General features: G+C 72.1%; 7 protein-coding genes. 5 read left to right on the top strand and 2 right to left on the bottom strand.

Annotation, left to right across the window (positions count from 1 at the left end):
* Nucleotides 1-103 precede the first annotated feature (103 nt).
* On the bottom strand, nt 104-1,390 hold the full coding sequence (locus SLV14N_RS35110) for an MFS transporter (protein WP_263272536.1): 1,287 nt from the start codon (nt 1,388-1,390) through the stop codon (nt 104-106).
* Between the two features lie 94 nt (nt 1,391-1,484).
* Here SLV14N_RS35110 and SLV14N_RS35105 point away from each other — a divergent pair, with 94 nt between their 5' ends.
* Nucleotides 1,485-2,501, top strand: a complete 1,017-nt coding sequence (locus tag SLV14N_RS35105; RefSeq protein WP_208686618.1) for a LuxR family transcriptional regulator — start codon at nt 1,485-1,487, stop codon at nt 2,499-2,501.
* A 23-nt stretch (nt 2,502-2,524) separates the two neighbouring features.
* Here SLV14N_RS35105 and SLV14N_RS35100 read toward each other — a convergent pair whose 3' ends face one another.
* Nucleotides 2,525-3,817, bottom strand: a complete 1,293-nt coding sequence (locus SLV14N_RS35100; protein ID WP_259670609.1) for a condensation domain-containing protein — start codon at nt 3,815-3,817, stop codon at nt 2,525-2,527.
* Between the two features lie 707 nt (nt 3,818-4,524).
* Between SLV14N_RS35100 and SLV14N_RS35095 the strand changes: the two genes are divergently transcribed.
* The 4 genes from SLV14N_RS35095 (at nt 4,525) to SLV14N_RS35080 (ending at nt 18,929) form a co-directional block, all read left to right on the top strand.
* Nucleotides 4,525-5,358 carry a PIG-L family deacetylase gene (locus SLV14N_RS35095; RefSeq protein WP_263272535.1) on the top strand — a complete coding sequence of 278 codons (834 nt, stop codon included), beginning with the start codon at nt 4,525-4,527 and terminating at the stop codon, nt 5,356-5,358.
* Between the two features lie 1,757 nt (nt 5,359-7,115).
* Nucleotides 7,116-13,913 (top strand): type I polyketide synthase, encoded by a 6,798-nt coding sequence (locus SLV14N_RS35090; protein WP_263273384.1) that lies wholly within the window; start codon nt 7,116-7,118, stop codon nt 13,911-13,913.
* Between the two features lies 1 nt (nt 13,914).
* Nucleotides 13,915-18,609 carry a type I polyketide synthase gene (locus SLV14N_RS35085; protein ID WP_263272534.1) on the top strand — a complete coding sequence of 1,565 codons (4,695 nt, stop codon included), beginning with the start codon at nt 13,915-13,917 and terminating at the stop codon, nt 18,607-18,609.
* A complete protein-coding gene (locus SLV14N_RS35080) occupies nt 18,606-18,929 on the top strand; it encodes an acyl carrier protein (RefSeq protein ID WP_263272533.1) in 324 nt (107 codons plus the stop codon). Before SLV14N_RS35085 ends, SLV14N_RS35080 begins: the two co-directional genes overlap by 4 nt.
* Nucleotides 18,930-18,932: the final 3 nt, after the last annotated feature.

Here is an 18,932-nt window from a genome sequence, read left to right as displayed (position 1 = left end):
CGAAAGGGGCATCCGTGGTTGCGGGGCCGGAGCGGCCGGCGCCCGTCGGCACGGCGCGGAGGGGCCCGGACGGGCACGGACGAGCGGCACGGCCGTCGCCCGGTCAGCTCGGTTCGGCCTCGCGCGCGGGCAGGTCGCGGCGGGAGCGGATCGGGGACCACAACAGGATCAACGCCGCCAGCGGCATGGCCGCGGTCAGCAGCCACATCGTCGGCCGCACCCCTAACAGCGTGCCGAGGCCACCTGCGAGGAGCGCGCCCAGCGGCAGGGTTCCGTAGTTGAGGAACGCCGAGCAGGCAGTCACCCGGCCGAGCACACCGGAGGGGCAATACCCCTGGATGAAGCCTGCCTTGATGATGTTTCCCGCCACCACGCCGAGCGCGGCAGCGCCGTAGCCGACGACGAAGAACGCCAGTCCGGCGCCGTCACGGGTGAGCGCCATCAGCGGGGCGAGAGCGGGCACGCCCAGCTCGAACAGCAGCAGGGCCCGAGCGGTACCGAGCCGGGCCGCACCCCGGCGCACCAGCAGCGCGCCCAGGACACCCCCTGCGCCACCGAGGCCCACCAGCGCCCCCACCGCGCCGGAGGACAGGCCGATGTCCCGCACCAGGAAGACGACGAGCAGGGCCTGGCAGCCTCCCAGGGCGAGGTTCGAGGCGCCTCCGAAGAGAGTGAGGCTGCGCAGGTACGGATCACGGGCGACCAGCCGCACCCCCTCCCGTACGTCCCCGAGCAGCGGCGCGCGGCGCCCCGACCGGGAGGCCGCTGCCAGCGGCTCGCGGTGGCGGATGCGGCCTATGCACAGGAAGGAGATGAGGAAGGTCGCCGCGTTGGTCAGCATGCCGTCAACCGCACCGGCGGCCTGGGCGATCAGGCCTCCGGATCCCACACCGGCGATCTGCGCCGCGGCGGCGCTTCCGTGCAGCTTCGCGTTGCCCTCGGCCTGGTCCGGGGGGCTGAGCAGGGTGGGGAGGTAGGCGGTGTACGCGGTCTGGAAGAAGACGGCCGCCGAGCCCACCAGCAGCGCGACCAGCAGCAGCTGACCGATGCCGAGCACACCGCACCATGCGGCAACCGGCACGCTCAGGAACAGGGCGCACGAGACGGCGTCGCAGACCAGCATGACCGTGCGGCGGCGCAGCCGGTCCACCCAGACTCCGGCGGGCAGCCCGATGACGAGCCAGGGCAGCCACGTCGCGGCGTTGAGCAGGCTCACCGCGAAGGTTCCGGCATGCAGCACGGAGACGGCGGCCAGCGGCAGCAGCACACCCGTGACGGACGCGCCGAACTTGCCCGCGGTCTCCCCGTACCACAGCTGCCGGAAGTCCCGGTGGCGGCGTAACAGTCCGCCGCCCGCGCGTGCCGCCCGGTGCCCGGTCTTCACCGGCACGGGGAGGTGCCCGTCTGCTCCATGTTGACTGACTGTTGATCAAGCATGTCTAGCGTGCCTTCCGATCGGGGGATATCTCTGATGGGGCTGAGGGATGATGAATACGTCAGAACCACTGGGACGAATTGAGCTCAGCGAGGAAGCGTCGCGTGTATTCGGCTACGCCGCACAGCGCGCCGTATGTGGCATCGAGGAACTCACCGCCGTGGGACTGGACAGCGCGGACGCGGAACGAGCGGTGAAAGAGCTCGTGGATCTGCGATTACTCTGCCGCGCCGAAGGAGAGGCCGGCCGGTTGACCGTGGTGCCGCCCCGGACCGCCGCAGACCGGTTGCTGCGTCCCTTGGAGCGCCATGTGCGGGAGCACTATGAGGAGATCGAGCGGCTCCGGGAGACGTTCGCATCGCTGCTCCCTGCCTACGAGTCGGGGCGGGCGCGTCGTTCGGACGCCGAGCCGATCGAGCTGCTCACCGACCTGAGGACCGTCCAGGAGACCATCGACGAGTTGACGACCGGCGCCCAGCAGGAGGTGCTCACCGCCCAGCCGGGCGGTGCCCGTTCCGCCCGCGCACTTCAGGAGGCGGATGAGCGGGACCGGCGGATGCTCACGCGCGGCGTCCGGATGCGCACCCTCTACCAGCATCCCGCCCGCTACGACCAGCCGACGGTCGACCACGTCCGGCGCGTGATGAACCTCGGAGCGCAGGTGCGGACGCGGACCGACGGCCTGTGCCGGCTGCTGGTCTTCGACCACCGCGTGGCCCTGCTGGGGCTGCGAGACGACCCGGAGGCGGCTCTGCTGGTGCGCGAGCCGCATGTCGTCCACTACATACGGGAGTTCTTCGACTGCCTGTGGCGCGATGCCTCACTCTTCCCGGTCAGATTCGACTCGGCCTCGGCCGTCCGGATCTCCGGCGAGATCCAGGAGTCGATCGTCGCCATGCTGTCGGAGGGGCTGGAGGACAAGTCGATCGCGCGGCGCCTGGGCATGTCCGTACGCAGCTGTCAGCGCCACGCCTCGGAAATCATGAAGGCGGTCGGCGCGAAGAGCCGGTTCCAGGCCGGGTATGTGCTGGGGCGGCTGCACACCGCCGCGCGGGACCGGGAGTGAGCCCGGAGCCGCCCGCACGCACGTCACCGGGGCCGGCCCAGGGCTCGTACGGGGAGGCCCGGATCCACCCCGGCCAGTTCGCGTACGAGCCCGCCGAGGCCCTCTGCGTGCCGGGCTGCCTCCTCCGCCGTGTAGTTGGCGGGGTTCGCTTCCACGCACACGCTGGTGCCGGCGTGCTCGGAGTGCACGTCGAAGTACAGGCCGAGGTCCGGGATGGGCCCAGTGACCAGGGTGCGCACCACGCCGGTGGCCGGTCCGAAGCGCAGATCGCGGTCGAAGTTGACGATATTGACCACCGGTCCGACGCTGTGCCGCTCCGGGGCCGCGGCGAGCGTGCGCCGGAACTCCTCGTAGCGGTAACGGTGGTGGCGCAGCGCCTCCCCGATCTGGCGGTCCGTCCGCCGGAAGGTGTCGGTCACCGACCGCTCCGGCTCCACGAGCACCCGGAACGGCAGGAGGTTCGCCATCGGGGCGACGACATTGCGCAGCAGGCGGGTGGGCCGGCTCGTCGCGGAACAGCCGAAGGTCACCTCGTCGGCGCCGGTGACCTGCCCCAGATAGAGGGCGGCGGCGGTGATCAGGAAGCGCGCGGTGGACACCTCCAGCCGCTCGCTTTGGGCTCGGACGGCGTCGACCACCTGACCTGGCAGATGGTGGCTGTACTGCAAGGTGACAGGTGCGGGCGGAGCCTCCGCCCGGAGGCGGCCGGTGGCCGGCCAGTCGAGCGCGACCTTCTCCCAGAACTCCCGGTCGGCCGCATACATCCGGCCGGCCCGGTAAGCGCGGTCGTGCTCGACGGCGGCCGTGACCGGCGCGAAGGGGTTGGGTTCGCAAGGGGAACCGGTGTGCATCGAGTGGTAGAGGGCCGCGGTCCTGCGGGCAACGGCGGCAGTTCCATGGCCGTCCGTGATGATGTGGTGGAAACGGCGATACCAGAAGTGGCGGTCCCTCGATACCTTGATCAGCGCACCGGCCAGCAGAGAACCGCAGGTCAGGTCGACCGGGCGGGCCATCTCGGCACGCATCCAGGCCACCGCCTCCGCATCGGGGTCGGGCCGCTCACTCATGTCGAGGACCTCGAAGGACCATTCCGCGGGCCCCAGTTCCTGGTAGGGCGTCCCGTCGGTGGCTACGAGGAACCGTGCGCCGAGCGATCCTGCTTCGTCCACGGCGGTGCGGGCGGCCGCTTCGAGGAGCTTCGCGTCGACGGCGCCGGTGATCTCGTAGTAGTCACCCACGTTGTAGACCGGGCTGCTCGGTTCGAGCACCTGCGATATCCAGATCTCCAGTTGCCCCGCGGTCAAAGGGGATTGCACGTTTCCGCTCCAGAGGTCTAGGGAACCGTTGTCCGCCCAGCCTGGCAGCCGCGCCGGGCACCGCACAGGCCGTGCCGGGGGTGGTGTCTGCGCCAGTCGTGGACCCGAGGGGGCGCGGCGCCTCCCGCTCCGCGCTGAGTCCGCTGTTCCCTCGCGCTCAGCGCGTTCTCGCAGCCTCCGGCCCCGTGCCCTGGCCGGTCAAACACTCTGCGTACCGAACGGCGGCAGCGGGTCACTGCGCTCCACACCGCGCTGTTCCAGGGCATCCTGCACAGCCATCACGATCTTTACGGAGACCTCGAACCGCCCCGGCGGGCCACCCTTGGCTTGTGGACGTGCGTCCGGCTCGCAGTGTCACGGCATCGCGGATCTGCGCGATCGGGAAGGTCGCGGCGATCGGTACGGTGATTGCGCCGGGTGGCAACCGCGCTGGTCAGCAACCCACCACACGCCAGACGCAGTGCGACAGGACGGCAGGTCGCGCCGGTACCTCGTGCGCGTTGAAACCCGAAGCCTGGAAGGCCACGGCCGCGCCGGGAACAGCCGGGCCGGTCGGCACGGTTGCATCGACCGAGGGACCGGCGCCGCACGGGCGGGGAGCACGGAGACCACAAGGTCGTCCGCCCCACCAGGATCCGGGCCCCAAGGATCGCGGTACGCCCGCCGCGCGCTCGGAACAAGACGTATTTCTGCAGGAGGACTTTTTCATGACTGACCGGCCCTTGACGCTCATGGCAGTACACGCCCACCCCGACGACGAGGCCACCGGAACCGGAGGGGTCCTCGCGCGGTACGCGGCGGAGGGCATCCGCACGGTTCTCGTGACGTGTACCGACGGCGGTTGCGGTGACGGACCAGGGGGTGTCAAGCCGAGCGATCCCGGGCACGATCCGGCGGCCGTCGCCTTGATGCGCCGTCAAGAACTCGAGGCGAGCTGTGACGTCCTGAAGATCAGCGATCTGGAGATGCTGGACTATGCCGACTCCGGGATGATCGGCTGGCCGAGCAACGACGCCCCCGGCTCCTTCTGGCAGACCCCCGTGGAGGAAGGCGCCGCCCGACTTGCGGAACTCATGCGGCACTACCGACCCGATGTGGTCGTCACCTACGACGAGAACGGCTTCTACGGCCACCCCGACCACATCCAGGCCCACCGCATCACGATGGCGGCGCTGGAGATGACCGCACTGACACCAAAGGTGTACTGGACGACGATGCCCCGCTCGACGATGCAGCGGTTCGGGGAGACCATGCGCGAGTTTCATGAGGACATGCCGGAGCCGGACCCTGCCGAGGCCGCCGCGATAGCCGAAATCGGCCTCCCCGACGATGAGATCACCACGTGGGTGGACACCACCGCATTCAGCGGTCAGAAATTCGATGCGCTGGCCGCGCACGCCAGTCAGGGAGAGAACATCTTCTTCCTCAAGATGGGCAAGGAGAGGTTCGGCGAGTTGATGGGCATGGAGACCTTCGTACGTGTCAAGGACGCCACCGGCGCAGCCGTACCCGAGAACGATCTCTTCGCCGGACTGCGCTGACCCGCCCGTCCGACCGAGGCCCGGGAAGGCTCATCGGCCGCACGGCGCGATCGAGCGGTCACGCCCGGAGGCTTGTCCACGCGAGTTCAGCTCCGGCAGCCCGCGTCCAGGCACTCGCCGGCCGCGTCGACGCGTGCCCGCGCCCGCGGGGTTGACCCCGGGTGCCCGGATCGGGTTCCTCGTGCTCCTGCTCCCCGCACCCGGGGTTGATCCCGGGGTGTTGGCGTTCGTGTTCGGGGGTGACGTTCTGCTCCCCGCTCGTGCGTGTGCCTTCTCGCGCAGTGCCTCCCACCAGGTTCTGCCTTCCGCGGGAGCAGTGGGAGATGCAGGTGCAAGGCCTGCCGGGCGCTCTGTGAAGGCGCCCTTCCCCATACAAGGAAGGGCGCCTTTTTGCTTGTTCGGACCACTCGGCCTGGGAGGGAAACGCAAACGGAGCGGGCCCCCGGTACGTGCCCTACGGCCTTTCGAGCCGGTGCAGGACTACCTGGACGCCGTTCTGGGGTGACGTGCTGGATACGCCACCTGCACCTACGTCACCGACTGGGTCACCGCGAAACTCCGTGGAGTGCGAAGTCGGCCTGGGCTTCGGGCCGCGGTGGTCGAGTCACTGCCTGTAGGGCTGTGCGGTCCGGCCGGCATGGAGAAGTTCGGGACGGCCGGGGCGGCGGTCCGACCCGGACGTCGATTCGTCAGGGCTTGTTTGCGACTTGGCCGGCAGGCCGGCGGGGCTGAGCCGTACGCAGGCCGCCTTCCCGAGCCGCACCGACAGGCGAGCCAAATAAAGACACTTGGGCTCCACGCCTCCCCGTATCCCGCCGCAATGTTGCATTTTCAAATAGACATCGACGCTCGGCCATCGCAATGTCCTGCTCATGAATGCAGGTTGGGCCCGACCGCCGCGGCGCTCGAAAAGGAAGCACCGGAAACGACCGGAGCAGTCCGCCGCCCTCCCGGGCTCGCCATGCAGCTGTCCGATGTGAAGGAATCGGGCTGCAAGGTCACGCATCCAGAGCGTGACACAGAACGCTGTGCTGTGCAGCGAGCTGATGTACACGGTCCACCGGGACCGACGCGGCGAATCGAGAAGCGGCCCGGCGCCGAGGCCGTCGCCCGGACCGACCCACTGTTTGGCCCCCTTGCGCTGCTTCTGCCGCAGGAACCTGGACTACTACCTCTTGCTTCTGCGCAAGTACTCGTCAGGCACCGGAAGTTCATGATGCGGCAATCCACGGGTAAGCAGTTGACTCCGGGCTGCATTCAGTGCGGGCGGAGGGGACGCCGATACTAAGCGGTAACAAATTGCGGGGAAACAGTGGTGTCTTGACGTGCGTGCCCTTTTCGGTCAATTCTGTGGGCGACCGAAGTTCCGTGCCCGGCGCGTGATTCGACGGCGATGTCAGGCATGCCTATTGAGGCCAACGGGGGCCTTTGCCCATCGGTCGCGTCGCGCTCCCTTCCTCTCTCCCTGAGCGGACCATTGTTTTTCCGGAGTGCCTGTGGCAACTGAAGCTGTCCTGGGAATCAGCCCCTTTGGTGAACCCGCCCCAAGACTCGTCGCGGCCGTCTGCCGGGCCGGCGGGCTCGGCGTACTCGACCTGGGGGCCGGAGACCGTCGAGCCAGGGAGGCGCTGTCCCTGCTCCGGCAGTGGGCGCCGGGCCCGTTCGGGGTGCGCATCGGCGGGGGATGCGCCCTCACCCCGTCCGACTTGGCGGACGGCAGAGGTGTGCACACGGTGCTGCTCGCCGCCAATGCATCCATGGGGCCGGGCGATTTCGGCGCCGCCCAGCAGGTCCTGGTCGAGGTGACCTGCCTGGAGGAGGCGCGGTCGGCCGCCCTTGCCGGTGCGTACGGCCTGGTCGCCCGCGGTCATGAAAGCGGCGGGCGGATCGGCGAGCTGAGCACGTTCGTACTGCTCCAACAGCTCCTGACGGATGATGAGTTGACGCTGCCGGTCTGGGCCTGCGGCGGCATCGGGCCGCACACCGCTGCGGCCGCCGTGGTCGGCGGGGCGGCGGGAGTGGTCCTGGACACCCAGCTGGCGCTGCTGAAGGAGTCCGGGCTCCCGGAGGACGTGGCCGCCGCGGTGCGCACCATGGACGGCTCGGAGACGGTGGTGGCGGGCGGGTACCGCGTACTGCGCCGCCGGGGGCCGCAGGCGCCGCCGATTCCGCCGGACCCGGCGGACGTGGCCGTCCTGCTCGGCGCCCGGGACCTGCGCACCCAGTTGCTCCCCATCGGGCAGGACGGCTTCCTGGCCGCCCGCTTCGCGCAGCAGTGGGGCGACGTCGGCCGGGCGGTCCGTGCGGTGGCCGACGCCGTCGTGGAAGCGGCATGTCATGACGGGCCGTCGGGCGCGCTGTGCCCCGACTCCCCGATGAGCCGGGCGATGGGCACCCCACTGCCCATCGCCCAGGGTCCGATGACCAGGGTCAGCGACCAGGCGCGGTTCGCCTCGGCAGTCGCCGAGCACGGCGCGCTGCCCTTCCTGGCGCTCGCGCTGGCCGGCCCCGAGCAGACGCGGGCCCTGCTGGAGCAGACCCGTACCGCCCTGGGCGACCGGCCCTGGGGCGTGGGGGTGCTCGGCTTCGCGCCCGAGCAGGTCAAGGCCGCACAGCTGGAGGCCATCAAGGAGTTCCGGCCGGCCTGTGCCATCATCGCCGGCGGGCGTCCCTCCCAGGCATCCGCGCTGGAGGACGTCGGTGTCGAAACGTTCCTGCATGTGCCTTCGCCCGGCTTGCTGCAGCAGTTCCTGGACGCCGGGGCACGGAAGTTCGTCTTCGAGGGCTCGGAGTGCGGCGGTCACGTCGGGCCGCGCAGCAGCTTCGCGCTGTGGGAGGCCCAGGTCGCGCTACTGACCGAGTTCCTCGACACCGGCAACGGCGCAGACCCGGGCGAGCTGCGGGTGTTCTTCGCCGGGGGCATCCACGACGAGCGGTCGGCGGCGATGGTTGCCGCGCTCGCCGCGCCGCTGACCGCCCGCGGGGTGTGCGTCGGCGTGCTCATGGGCACCGCGTATCTGTTCACCGAGGAGGCGGTGGGCTGCGCGGCAGTGCGGCCGCAGTTCCAGCGGCAGGTCGTGGCAGCGCGCCGTACCGAACTGCTGGAGACCGCGCCGGGACACGCGACACGCTGTGTGAGCAGCCCTTTCACGGATGACTACCTGGGCATCAAGGACGAGCTGCGGGCACAGGGCGTACCGGACCGGCAGACGTGGGAGCGCCTGGAGCAGCTCAACGTCGGCCGGCTCAGGATCGCCAGCAAGGGAGTCGAGCGGCTCGGCGACGAGCTGGTCGAGGTGGACGAGGAACGCCAGCTGGCCGAGGGCATGTTCATGGCCGGCCAGGTGGCCGTACTGCGCTCCGCGACCACCACGGTCCCCGCACTGCACGCCTCCATCAGCTCGGCCGCCGCCGACTTCTTCACCGCGCGGGCCAGGGAGCTGCGCGAGCGGTTCGGCACCGGGCAGGTCCGCGACGCCACCCCGGCCCCGGCGCCGTTGGACATTGCCGTGGTCGGCATGGCCTGCATGTTCCCGGGCGCCCCGGACCTGACCGACTACTGGGCGAATGTCGTCGCGGGCGCCGACGCCGTCACCGAAGTGCCGGAGGAGAGGTGGGACACACAGGTCTATTACGCGCCCGAGGCGGGCGGTGGCCGCACCGAGTCCAAGTGGGGCGGCTTCCTGCCGGACATCCCCTTCGACCCGCTGCGCTACGGCATCCCCCCGTCCTCACTGGGCAGTATCGAGCCCGTACAGCTGCTGGCACTGGAGGCCGCCCGGCGGGCGCTTGAGGACGCCGGGTACGAGGAGAGGGACTTTGACCGCTCCCGGGCCTCGGTGGTCTTCGGCGCCGAGGCAGGCAGCGACCTGTCCAACGCCACCACGCTGCGGGCCCTGCTCCCCGCCTACCTGGGGCAGCTGCCGCCCGAGCTGGACGCACAGCTGCCCAGGCTCACCGAGGACTCCTTCCCCGGCATGCTGGCCAATGTCATCTCCGGGCGGATCGCCAACCGGCTCGATCTGCGCGGGGCGAACTACACCGTGGACGCGGCCTGCGCCTCCTCGCTGGCCGCGGTGGACGTGGCCTGCAAGGAACTGGTCGGCGGCACCAGCGACCTCGTGCTGTGCGGCGGCGCCGACCTGCACAACGGCATCAACGACTATCTGCTGTTCTCCTCGGTGCACGCGCTCTCGCCGACCGGCCGCTCGCGCACCTTCGACAGCGCGGCGGACGGTATCGCGCTCGGCGAGGGCGTGGCCTGCCTCGTACTGAAGCGGCTGGCGGACGCGGAGCGCGACGGGGACCGGGTGTACGCGGTCATCAAGGGCGTCGGCAGCGCCAGCGACGGCAAGTCCCTGGGCCTGACCGCCCCGCGCCGCGAAGGGCAGCGCACCGCACTGGAGCGCGCCTACCGCAACGCGGGCGTCTCGCCCGCCCAGGTCGGCCTGGTCGAGGCGCACGGCACGGGCACCGTGGTCGGCGACCGGACCGAACTGACCTCTCTGACCGAGGTGTTCACCGAGGCCGGAGCGGCACCGGGCAGCTGTGTCCTCGGCTCGGTGAAGTCGCAGATCGGGCACACCAAATGCGCGGCCGGCCTGGCCGGACTGATCAAGACCGCAATGGCCCTGCACACCGGGGTCAGGCCGCCCACGGCACAGCTGCGCCGGCCCAACCCCGCCTGGCAGGAGGGGGTCAGCCCGTTCGCCTTCCACACCGCCGCGCGGCCGTGGGCGGCACCGCCGGCCGAGCGGTTCGCCGGGGTCAGTGCCTTCGGCTTCGGCGGCACCAACTTCCATGTCGTGCTGCGTGCCCACGATGCCGGGCCGCCGCCGGAGCAGGGCCTGGCCGCCTGGCCCGCCGAGCTGTTCGTCTTCCACGGCACCGACCGCGAGGACACCGCCCGGTCGATCGAGCAGCTGCTGGTGCTGGCCGAGGAGAACGACCGGGACGGCCGGCCCCGGCGGCTGCGCGACCTCGCGCTGGCCGCCGCACGCCGCGGCGGCGCCACCGGGAAGCCCGCGCAGTCAGCCGTCGTCGCCGGTGATCTGGATGAGCTGGCCGGGCTGCTGAAGCGGGCCCTGGCCGGTGAACACGACCCGTCGGCAGGCGTCTTCACCGCCGGGGCGGAGGGCCGGCGCCAGGAGGACAGCGCACAGGGCCAGGATCAGGGCGCCGAGGACGGTGCGTCCGTGGCATTCCTCTTCCCCGGGCAGGGCAGCCAGCGCACCGGCATGCTCGCCGACTTGTTCGTCGCCTTCCCCGAGCTCCAGCGCTACCTCCGCCTCGGCCGCCAGTGGGCGGACGCCGTCCACCCGCCGACCGCGTTCGACCCCGCCGTCGCCGACGCGCAGCGGGCCCGGCTCACCGACACCAGGACCGCCCAGCCCGCGCTCGGCATCACGGGGCTGGCGGTGCACGACCTGCTCGGCCGCGCCGGAGTGCGCCCGGACATGACGGCGGGGCACAGCTACGGCGAACTGGTCGCGCTGTGCGCCGCCGGGGCCTTCGGCCCCGAGACCCTGCTGGAGCTGAGCGTGGCACGGGCGGAGGCGATCCTCGACGCCGCCGGAGCCGACCCGGGCACGATGGCCGCGGTCGCGGCCGGACCCGAGGACGTCGCCGAGCAGCTGGCCGCCGCCGGCCTGGGGCCTGTGTCGGAAGTCCCGTCGGGACAGGCGGGACTTCCGACACAGGCCCCAGCGGACCGGGTGGTCGTCGCGAACCACAACGCCCCCGCGCAGACCGTCATTTCCGGTCCCACCGAGGCGGTCGGGGACGCGGTGCGGCTGCTGCGCGAGAACGGCATCGCCGCCAAGATGATCCCGGTGGCCTGCGCCTTCCACAGCCCCGGCGTGGCCGAGGCCGGGGCGCGCTTCGCCGAGGTCCTCGCGGACCTGCCGCTGCGCGAACCTGAGACGCCGGTGTGGTCCAACCGCACGGCGGCCGCCTATTCGGGGCGGCCCGAGGACATACGGGCCGAACTGGCCGCCCAACTCGCCGCCCCCGTACGCTTCGTGGCGCAGATCGAGGCCATGTACGAGGCAGGCGCCCGGGTCTTCGTCGAGGCCGGCCCCGGCTCCGTACTCACCGCATTGGTGTCCAAGATCCTCGGCGACCGCCCGCACACCGCGGTCAGCTGCGAGCCGCCGGGCGGCCAGGGGCTGCGCGGCTTCCTCACCGCACTCGCCCACCTCGCCCTCGCGGGCGTACGGGTGGACGCCGGCGGGCTGTTGCGCGGCCGCGGCGCCGTCGAACCGGGCCATATGCCCTCGGCCGCAATCCCGTCCTCCCCTTCCGACACACGCCCCGGCTGGACCGTCAACGGACAACTGGTGCGCACCCGCGACGGCAGCCCCCTGCCCGGCTCCCTCATGCCGGCCCGACGTATCCCGGAGATGACCGTGACCAAGGCGCACAGCGACGACGTCGTCGCCAACCGGGACCAGATGATCCATGACTTCCTACGGGCCGGCCGGGAGATCGTCGCCGCCCAGCGCGATGTGCTGCTCACCTACTTCGGTGGTGAGGCGGGCCTGCCTGCCAAGGCCCCGGTCCCGACAGCGCCCGTGGAGCCCGTGCCGGTCCCGGCCGCGCTGCTGCCTGCCGAGCCGGCCCCGGCCGGGCCCGCTCAGCCGCCGGCCGCGCCGGACCAAGCACCACAGTCCGCCGCGCCGCAGGCGCTGTCCGGGGCGGACGTACTGCGCACCGTCCTGGACATCATCAGCGAGCGCACCGGCTACCCCCTTGAGATGATCGAGCCCGATCTCGACCTCGAAGCCGACCTGAGCATCGACTCGATCAAGCGGATCGAGATCGTCGGTGAGCTGGCCGCCCGTGTCGGCTTCGGCGGCCCGGACGCGGCGGCTCTTCCGCAGCTCGACGACGCGGAGCTGGAGACGCTGGCCAAGGCCCGTACGGCCGCGGGTATGGCCGACTCGCTGGCCGTGCGGCTGCCGGTCCCCCAGCACGCCACGGAACCGGGGACCTCCGGGGAGCGGACCCCGGACCACCCGCCGTTGGCGGAGGGCTCCCCGGATGCCGCCTCCGTGGCAGGCGAGGCGCCCAGCAGACTGGTGCTGCACGAGGTGGCCCTCGCACTGCCCGACGGGGACACCGTCGCGCTCGCCGGCAAGAGGTTCGCGCTGCTCGGGAGCCGCGGCCCGGTGGCCGAGAGCCTGGCCGCCCTCCTCGACGAGCACGGCGCCCACTCGCTCATCCGGGACCCGGGCCACCTGCTCGACGACGAGGACGGCCCGCTGGACGGCGTGTTCCATCTGGAGGCGCTGGCCAGCACCGGCGGTTCCGGCACCAGCGGCCCGCTCCTGCCCGATTCCTTCCCGGTGTTCCAGGCCGCACTGCGGCGCGGCCCGCGCTGGCTCATAGCGGCCGCACCGGACTCTGCTGCGCCGGCCCTCTCTCCGGACGGCCGGGCGGACGGCCTGCGGGGAATGTTCCGCACCATCGCCCGCGAGTACCCGGACACCCTCGCCAGGGTCGTCGAGCTCGCCCCGGACGAATCGCCGGCGCAGCTGGCGGCAGCACTGGTCGGCGAGTTGCTCGCCGGTAAGGACGCTCCGGTCGTACTCCGCTCCGCGGGCAGCCGCCGCGGCCTCGAACTGGTCGAGGCCGGCCTCGGCCCGCTGGCCGGCAGGGGCGCCGGCCCGGCTGGAGACGGCGCTGCCGAGGCCGAGGCCATGGGTCTGGACCATGACTCGGTCGTGCTGCTGGTCGGCGGGGCACGCGGCATCACCGCGCGGTTCGCCGCGACCCTGGCGGCGGTCGCCCGCTGCCGGATCGAGCTGGTGGGCAGGACCCCCGCACCGGCCGGGCCGGAGGACGAGGCCACGCGCAAGGCCAGCGACCGCACCGCGCTGCGCGCTGCTCTCGCGGCACAGGGCGGCCGCTCGGCGGCCGAGATCGAGCAGGCCGTCGCACGGATCCTGGCCCACCGGGAGATCACCGAAACCGTGGAGCGGCTGCGCGGCCTGGGCAGCGCGGTGCGCTACCACTCGGCGGACATGCGTGACGCGGAGGCGGTGCGACGGCTGGTGACCGGCATCCACGCCGAACACGGCCGGCTGGACGGCGTGGTCCACGCCGCCGGGGTCATCGAGGACCGCGTACTCGCGGACAAGGACCTCGACTCCTTCCGGCGGGTGTTCGGCACCAAGGTGGAGGGTGCACGCACGCTGCTCACGGCCCTGGAGGGCCTGGCGGGCGGGCCCCGGTTCGCCGTACTGTTCGGCAGCATCGCGGCCGTCCTCGGCAACCGCGGCCAGGTCGACTACGCCGCCGCCAACGACGCGCTGCAGCACCTGGGCAGCCGCTGGGCCGCGCGCACCGGGAACCGGGCGCTGACGGTGCACTGGGGACCGTGGGCGCCCACCGGTGAGCACGGCGGCATGGTCACCCCGGAGCTCGCCCGTGAGTACGCCCGGCGCGGGGTCAAGCTGATCGACCCCGAAGAGGGCACGCTGTGCCTGCTGCGCGAACTCGCCTACGGCGAGCCGTCGGCCGACGCCGTGGTCTACACCGCATCGGGCTGGTGACATGACCGGCGAGACGTACGGAAACCGGCCCCAGGTCGCCATCGTCGGCATGGCGGTGCTGTTCCCGGGAGCCGCGGACCTCCAGGCGTACTGGCACAACCTGGCCGGCGGGGTGGACGCGATCAGTGACGTGCCTCCCGGGCGGTGGGACGCCTCCTTCTACGACCCTGCGGCCGTGGACCGCTCGGACCGGGTCTACTGCCGCCGCGGCGGATTCGTCGACGACCTCGCGAAGGTCGAGGTGACGCGGTTCGGGATCATGCCCAACTCGGTGCCGGGCACCGAGCCGGAGCAGCTCATCGCGCTGCAGGTGGCCGCGGACGCCATCGCGGACGCGGGCGGTGAGCGGCGGCTGCCGGCCCGGGACCGGGTCGGGGTGATCCTCGGCCGCGGCGGGTACCTGACTCCCGGGCTCGCCCGCGGGACCCAGAGCGTGCTGACGTCCAATCAACTGGTGCGTACACTCGGCGAGTTGCTGCCCGGACTCGGCGCCGAACAGCTGGAGCGGGTGCGGAAGGCGTTCACCCGGCAGCTGGGGTCCGACGAGCCGGAGCAGGCGATCGGCCTGGTGCCCAACCTCACCGCCTCCCGGGTGGCCAACCGGCTCGACCTGCGCGGCCCCGCCTACACCGTGGACGCCGCCTGTGCGTCCTCGCTGATCGCGGTCGACCAGGCGGTGGGCGAACTGGCCGCGGGACGCTGTGACATGGTGCTCGCCGGAGGTGTGCACCACTGCCACGACATCACGCTGTGGTCCGTGTTCGCCCGGCTGCGCGCGCTCTCCCCGAGCCAGCGGATCCGTCCCTTCCACCGGGCCGCGGACGGCCTGCTGATCGGCGAGGGCACCGGCGTCGTGGCCCTCAAGCGGCTCGATGACGCGGTGCGCGACGGCGACCGGATCTATGCCGTCATCCGCGGCACCGGCGTGGCCAGCGACGGCCGCAGCGGCAGCCTGGTCAACCCGGACCCCGCGGGCCAGGTCGGCGCCGTGCGGCAGGCGTGGCAGGCAGCCGGCCTGGACCCCGCAGCGCCGGGCTCGGTCGGTCTCCTGGAGGCACACGGGACCGCGACCCCCTCGGGGGACGCGGCCGAACTCGCCACCCTGGCGGAGGTGTTCGGCCCGGGTGGCGGTGACCATGACCGGCCGGTGATCGGCTCGGTGAAGTCGATGATCGGCCACACCATGCCGGCCGCGGGCGTGGCCGGGCTCGTCAAGGCGGCGCTCGCGGTGCACCACGCGGTGCTGCCGCCGACGCTGCACTGCGACGACCCGCACCCCGCGCTGGAGCGCACCCGCTTCCGTACGATCGCCACCGCGCGCGACTGGGAGACCGGCGGCGGGCGGCGGGTCCGACGGGCGGGGGTTAACGCCTTCGGCTTCGGCGGCATCAATGCGCATGTCGTGCTCGAATCGGTGCCCGGCGCCCCGGCCGTGCGGCGGCCCCGCCCCGCGGCCGTGGTGCGCGAACCCGAACGGGTGCTGCGGCTTGCCGCCGACAGCCCGCAGCGGCTGGCCGCCCTGTTGGACACCGACGACTCCGGCGTCCTCGCGGCAGCCGCGGACCTGCCCGCTCCGGGCGGCGGGCGCACCCGGCTCGGCATCGTGGACCCGACCGCCAAGCGCCTCGCACTGGCCAGAAAGGCAGTGGCCAAGGGCCTGCCCTGGCGGGGCCGCAACGATGTGTGGTTCACGCCCGAGCCGCTGCTCGGCGGGGACGGCGGCGGACGGCTGGCGTTCGTCTTCCCCGGCCTCGAAGCCGACTTCGCGCCCCACGTCGCCGACGTCGCCGAGCACTTCGGCCTGTCCGCGCTGCTGCCCTCACTCCGGGACGCGGGCCCGGCCGAGGTGGCGGACGTCGGTCGGCACGGCGCCGAGGTGATCGGCGTGGGCCGGGTGCTGGACGCCGCCCTGCGGCGGATGGGGATTGTGCCGGACGCGGTGGCGGGCCACAGCGTCGGGGAGTGGACCGCGATGGCCACCGCCGGGCTGTACGCCGGCCGTGCCGTGGACGAGTTCACCCAGTCCTTCGACCCCGAACAGGTGCGGGTGCCGGGCCTCACCTTCGCCGTACTGGGCGCCCCGGCCGACCGCGTCCGCGCCGCACTCGAAGACCACACCGGGGTCGTGCTCTCGCACGACAACGCGCCGAACCAGTCGATGGTGTGCGGCCCGCCCGAGCGGGTGGACGAGCTCGTGCGGTGGTTCCGCGCGCAGCGCGTCATCTGCCAGGTCCTGCCGTTCCGGTCCGGCTTCCACACCCCCATGCTGGCCCCCTACCTCGACGAGATCCGACACCACGCGGAGCAGTTCGAGCTGCATCCACCGACGGTGCCCGTGTGGTCGGCGACCACCGCGTCGGAGTACCCGGAGGCCGAGAAGGACGTACGCGAGCTGTTCCTGCGGCACCTGCTGGAACCGGTGCGCTTCCGTCCGCTGACCGAGGCGATGTACGAAGCCGGCTTCCGGGTGTTCATCCAGGCCGGTACGGGCCAGGTCGGGTCGCTGATCGGCAGCACTCTCCAAGGCCGCCCGCATCTGGTGGTGGCCGCCAACTCCCCGCACCGCAGCGGCCTCGCGCAACTGCTGCGGGTCAGCACGGCGCTGTGGGCGGACGGCGGTGGTCCGGATGCCGAGGCGCTGCGGAGCGCACGCCGGACCGCGCCACATCGCGCGCCGATGCCGCTGAACCTCGGCGGGAAGCTGGTCTCCCTGGACCGGGAGACGGTGGCCGGCGTCCGCTCGGCACTGGCCGCGGGGCAACCGGCGGCGGACGACCGCGGCGAACTGGCCGCTCTGGAGCGGCTGCCCGACCGTCACTCCGCTGTGGCAGCCGAACTCCGCGCGCTGGTGAGAGACACCGCGGGCGCCGTCGAGGCGCTCACCGCGGCGGCTGCCGGCAGCGCGCACGCCGAGGTACGACCGGCTCCGGCAGCCGCGTCCGTACGACCGGAACCGCCGCAGCCACCTGTGCGTCCTGCCTCGCCGCAACCCCCCGTACGGCCGACGCCGCCACAACCCCCCGTACGGCCCGCGCCCGGCGGTCCCCCGGCGGCACCGGCCCCGCACACCCCCGGCGGGCGGGAAGAGCACACCACGCTCCGGGTATCGACGGACGCCATGCCCTACCTGCGCGATCACTGCTTCTTCGTGCAGCGTCCCGACTGGCCGGATGAGGCGGACCGCCGACCGGTGGTTCCGGCCACCACGGTGGTCCAGCACATGGTGGAGTTCGCCGAGCGGGCCCGGCCCGGCTCGCGAGCCGTCGCGGTGCACCAGGTGCGGCTGGACCGCTGGGTGACCGCCGCACCCGCCGAGGACGTACCCGTCGGTGTCACGCCGCTGGAAGCCGGCCGGGTCGCCGTGACCTTCGGCCACTACGCACGGGCCCAGGTCGAACTGGCCGCACACCATCCCGGTGACCCGCCCCGCCCCTGGCAGTGGGCCCCCGGTGCCGAACGGCGACCGGAGATCACGGCCGAGGAGCTCTACCGCGACCGCTGGATGTTCCACGGCCCCCTCTTCCAGGGAGTCACCGAACTCACCGCGATCGGCCAGGCCCATGTACGCGGAGTGCTCACCACCCCGCCCGCGCCCGGCGCGCTGCTGGACAACGTGGGACAACTCCTCGGCTACTGGATCATGACCACGCTGACCGAGCGCACGATGGTCTTCCCCGTACGGATGAAGAGCATCCGATTCTTCGGCCCGCACCCCGCGCCCGGCACCCGCCTGGAGTGCCTCATCAAGATCACCTCGATCACCGACGCCGCGGTGGAGGCCGATATGCAGCTCGTTCGCGAGGGCAGGGTCTGGGCGCACATCACCGGCTGGGAGGACCACCGCTTCGACAACCACCTGGACACCAGGGAGCAGGAGCGCTTCCCCGAGCGCCACACCCTCTCCCGCGTCCAGGAGGGCGGCTGGTCACTGGTCTTCGACCGCTGCCGGGACCTCGCCTCCCGCGATCTCGTCATGCGCCGGCACCTCGGCAGCGCCGAGCAGGAGCAGTACGCGGCGTGTCCGCCACGCGGCCGCAGGCAGTGGCTGCTGGGCCGGATCGCGGTCAAGGACGCCGTGCGCCAATGGCTGTGGGACCACGGCGAGGGGCCGGTCTTCCCCGCCGAGATACGGGTGAGCAACGAAGCGAGCGGCCGGCCCCGGGTCAGCGGTCTGCACGGCCGCGCCCTGCCCGGACTGGACGTCACGCTGGCGCACCGGGCAGAAGCCGCGGTCGCGCTGGTCCGGCCGTGCGCCCCGTACGGGCAACCGGGGCCCGGCATTGACGTGGAGGAGGTCACCGAGCGCCCCGCGCAGACCCTCACCGCCGCACTGGGCCCGGCCGAACTCGCCCTCCTCACCGCGCGCTGCACCGCGACTGGCGAGCCGGAAGTCCTGTGGTTCACCAGGTTCTGGGCGGCCAAGGAAGCGGTGTCCAAGGCGGAGGGCACCGGCCTGCAGGGGCGGCCCAAGCGCTTCACGGTGGTGGCCGCACAGCCTGACGAGCTGCTGGTGGACGTGGACGGCCGCCGTTACCCGGTGCACTGCCGGCGAATCGGCAATCCGGCCGATCTGCCCGGCCGGGAGTACGTCGTCGCATGGACGGCGGCGCCGACCGACGGCAGCAGCGACGACAGCAACGAGAACACCAGCAACAGCGACAACAACGCAACCGACGAACGGGAGACGCAACGATGAACAGCGGTCAGCCGACGACTCCGGCCACGGCGAACGAGGAGGAAGTTTTCAACGAGGTCGTCGGCATGCTCCAGGCCGTCCTCGGCGACTACGGCCTGGACGAGGCCGGAATCACCATGGACACCCGCTTCCACGAGGACCTGGACCTGGAGAGCATCGACCTGGTGACCCTCGGCGGCCACCTGGAGGCCCGGTACGGGGACACCGTGAACTTCGCCGAGTACCTCGCCGGCCTCGGCCTCGAACAGATCATCAATCTGTCCATAGGCCGGCTCGTCGAGCATGTCGCCGCGTGCCTGCGGGACTCCGAGGAGCACTGAACA

This window comes from Streptomyces sp. Je 1-4 4N24 (genome assembly GCF_026239515.1).
In the GTDB taxonomy this organism is placed as follows: Bacteria; Actinomycetota; Actinomycetes; order Streptomycetales; family Streptomycetaceae; genus Streptomyces; species Streptomyces nigrescens.
This window is presented reverse-complemented; position numbering and strand designations above follow the sequence as displayed.

Bases quoted from the DNA above. Each gene is read 5' to 3' on its own strand.
- SLV14N_RS35085 (WP_263272534.1), top strand. From the start codon at position 13,915: ATGACCGGCGAGACGTACGGAAACCGGCCCCAGGTCGCCATCGTCGGC.
- SLV14N_RS35080 (WP_263272533.1), top strand. From the start codon at position 18,606: ATGAACAGCGGTCAGCCGACGACTCCGGCCACGGCGAACGAGGAGGAA.
- SLV14N_RS35095 (WP_263272535.1), top strand. From the start codon at position 4,525: ATGACTGACCGGCCCTTGACGCTCATGGCAGTACACGCCCACCCCGAC.
- SLV14N_RS35105 (WP_208686618.1), top strand. From the start codon at position 1,485: ATGATGAATACGTCAGAACCACTGGGACGAATTGAGCTCAGCGAGGAA.
- SLV14N_RS35090 (WP_263273384.1), top strand. From the start codon at position 7,116: ATGGGGCCGGGCGATTTCGGCGCCGCCCAGCAGGTCCTGGTCGAGGTG.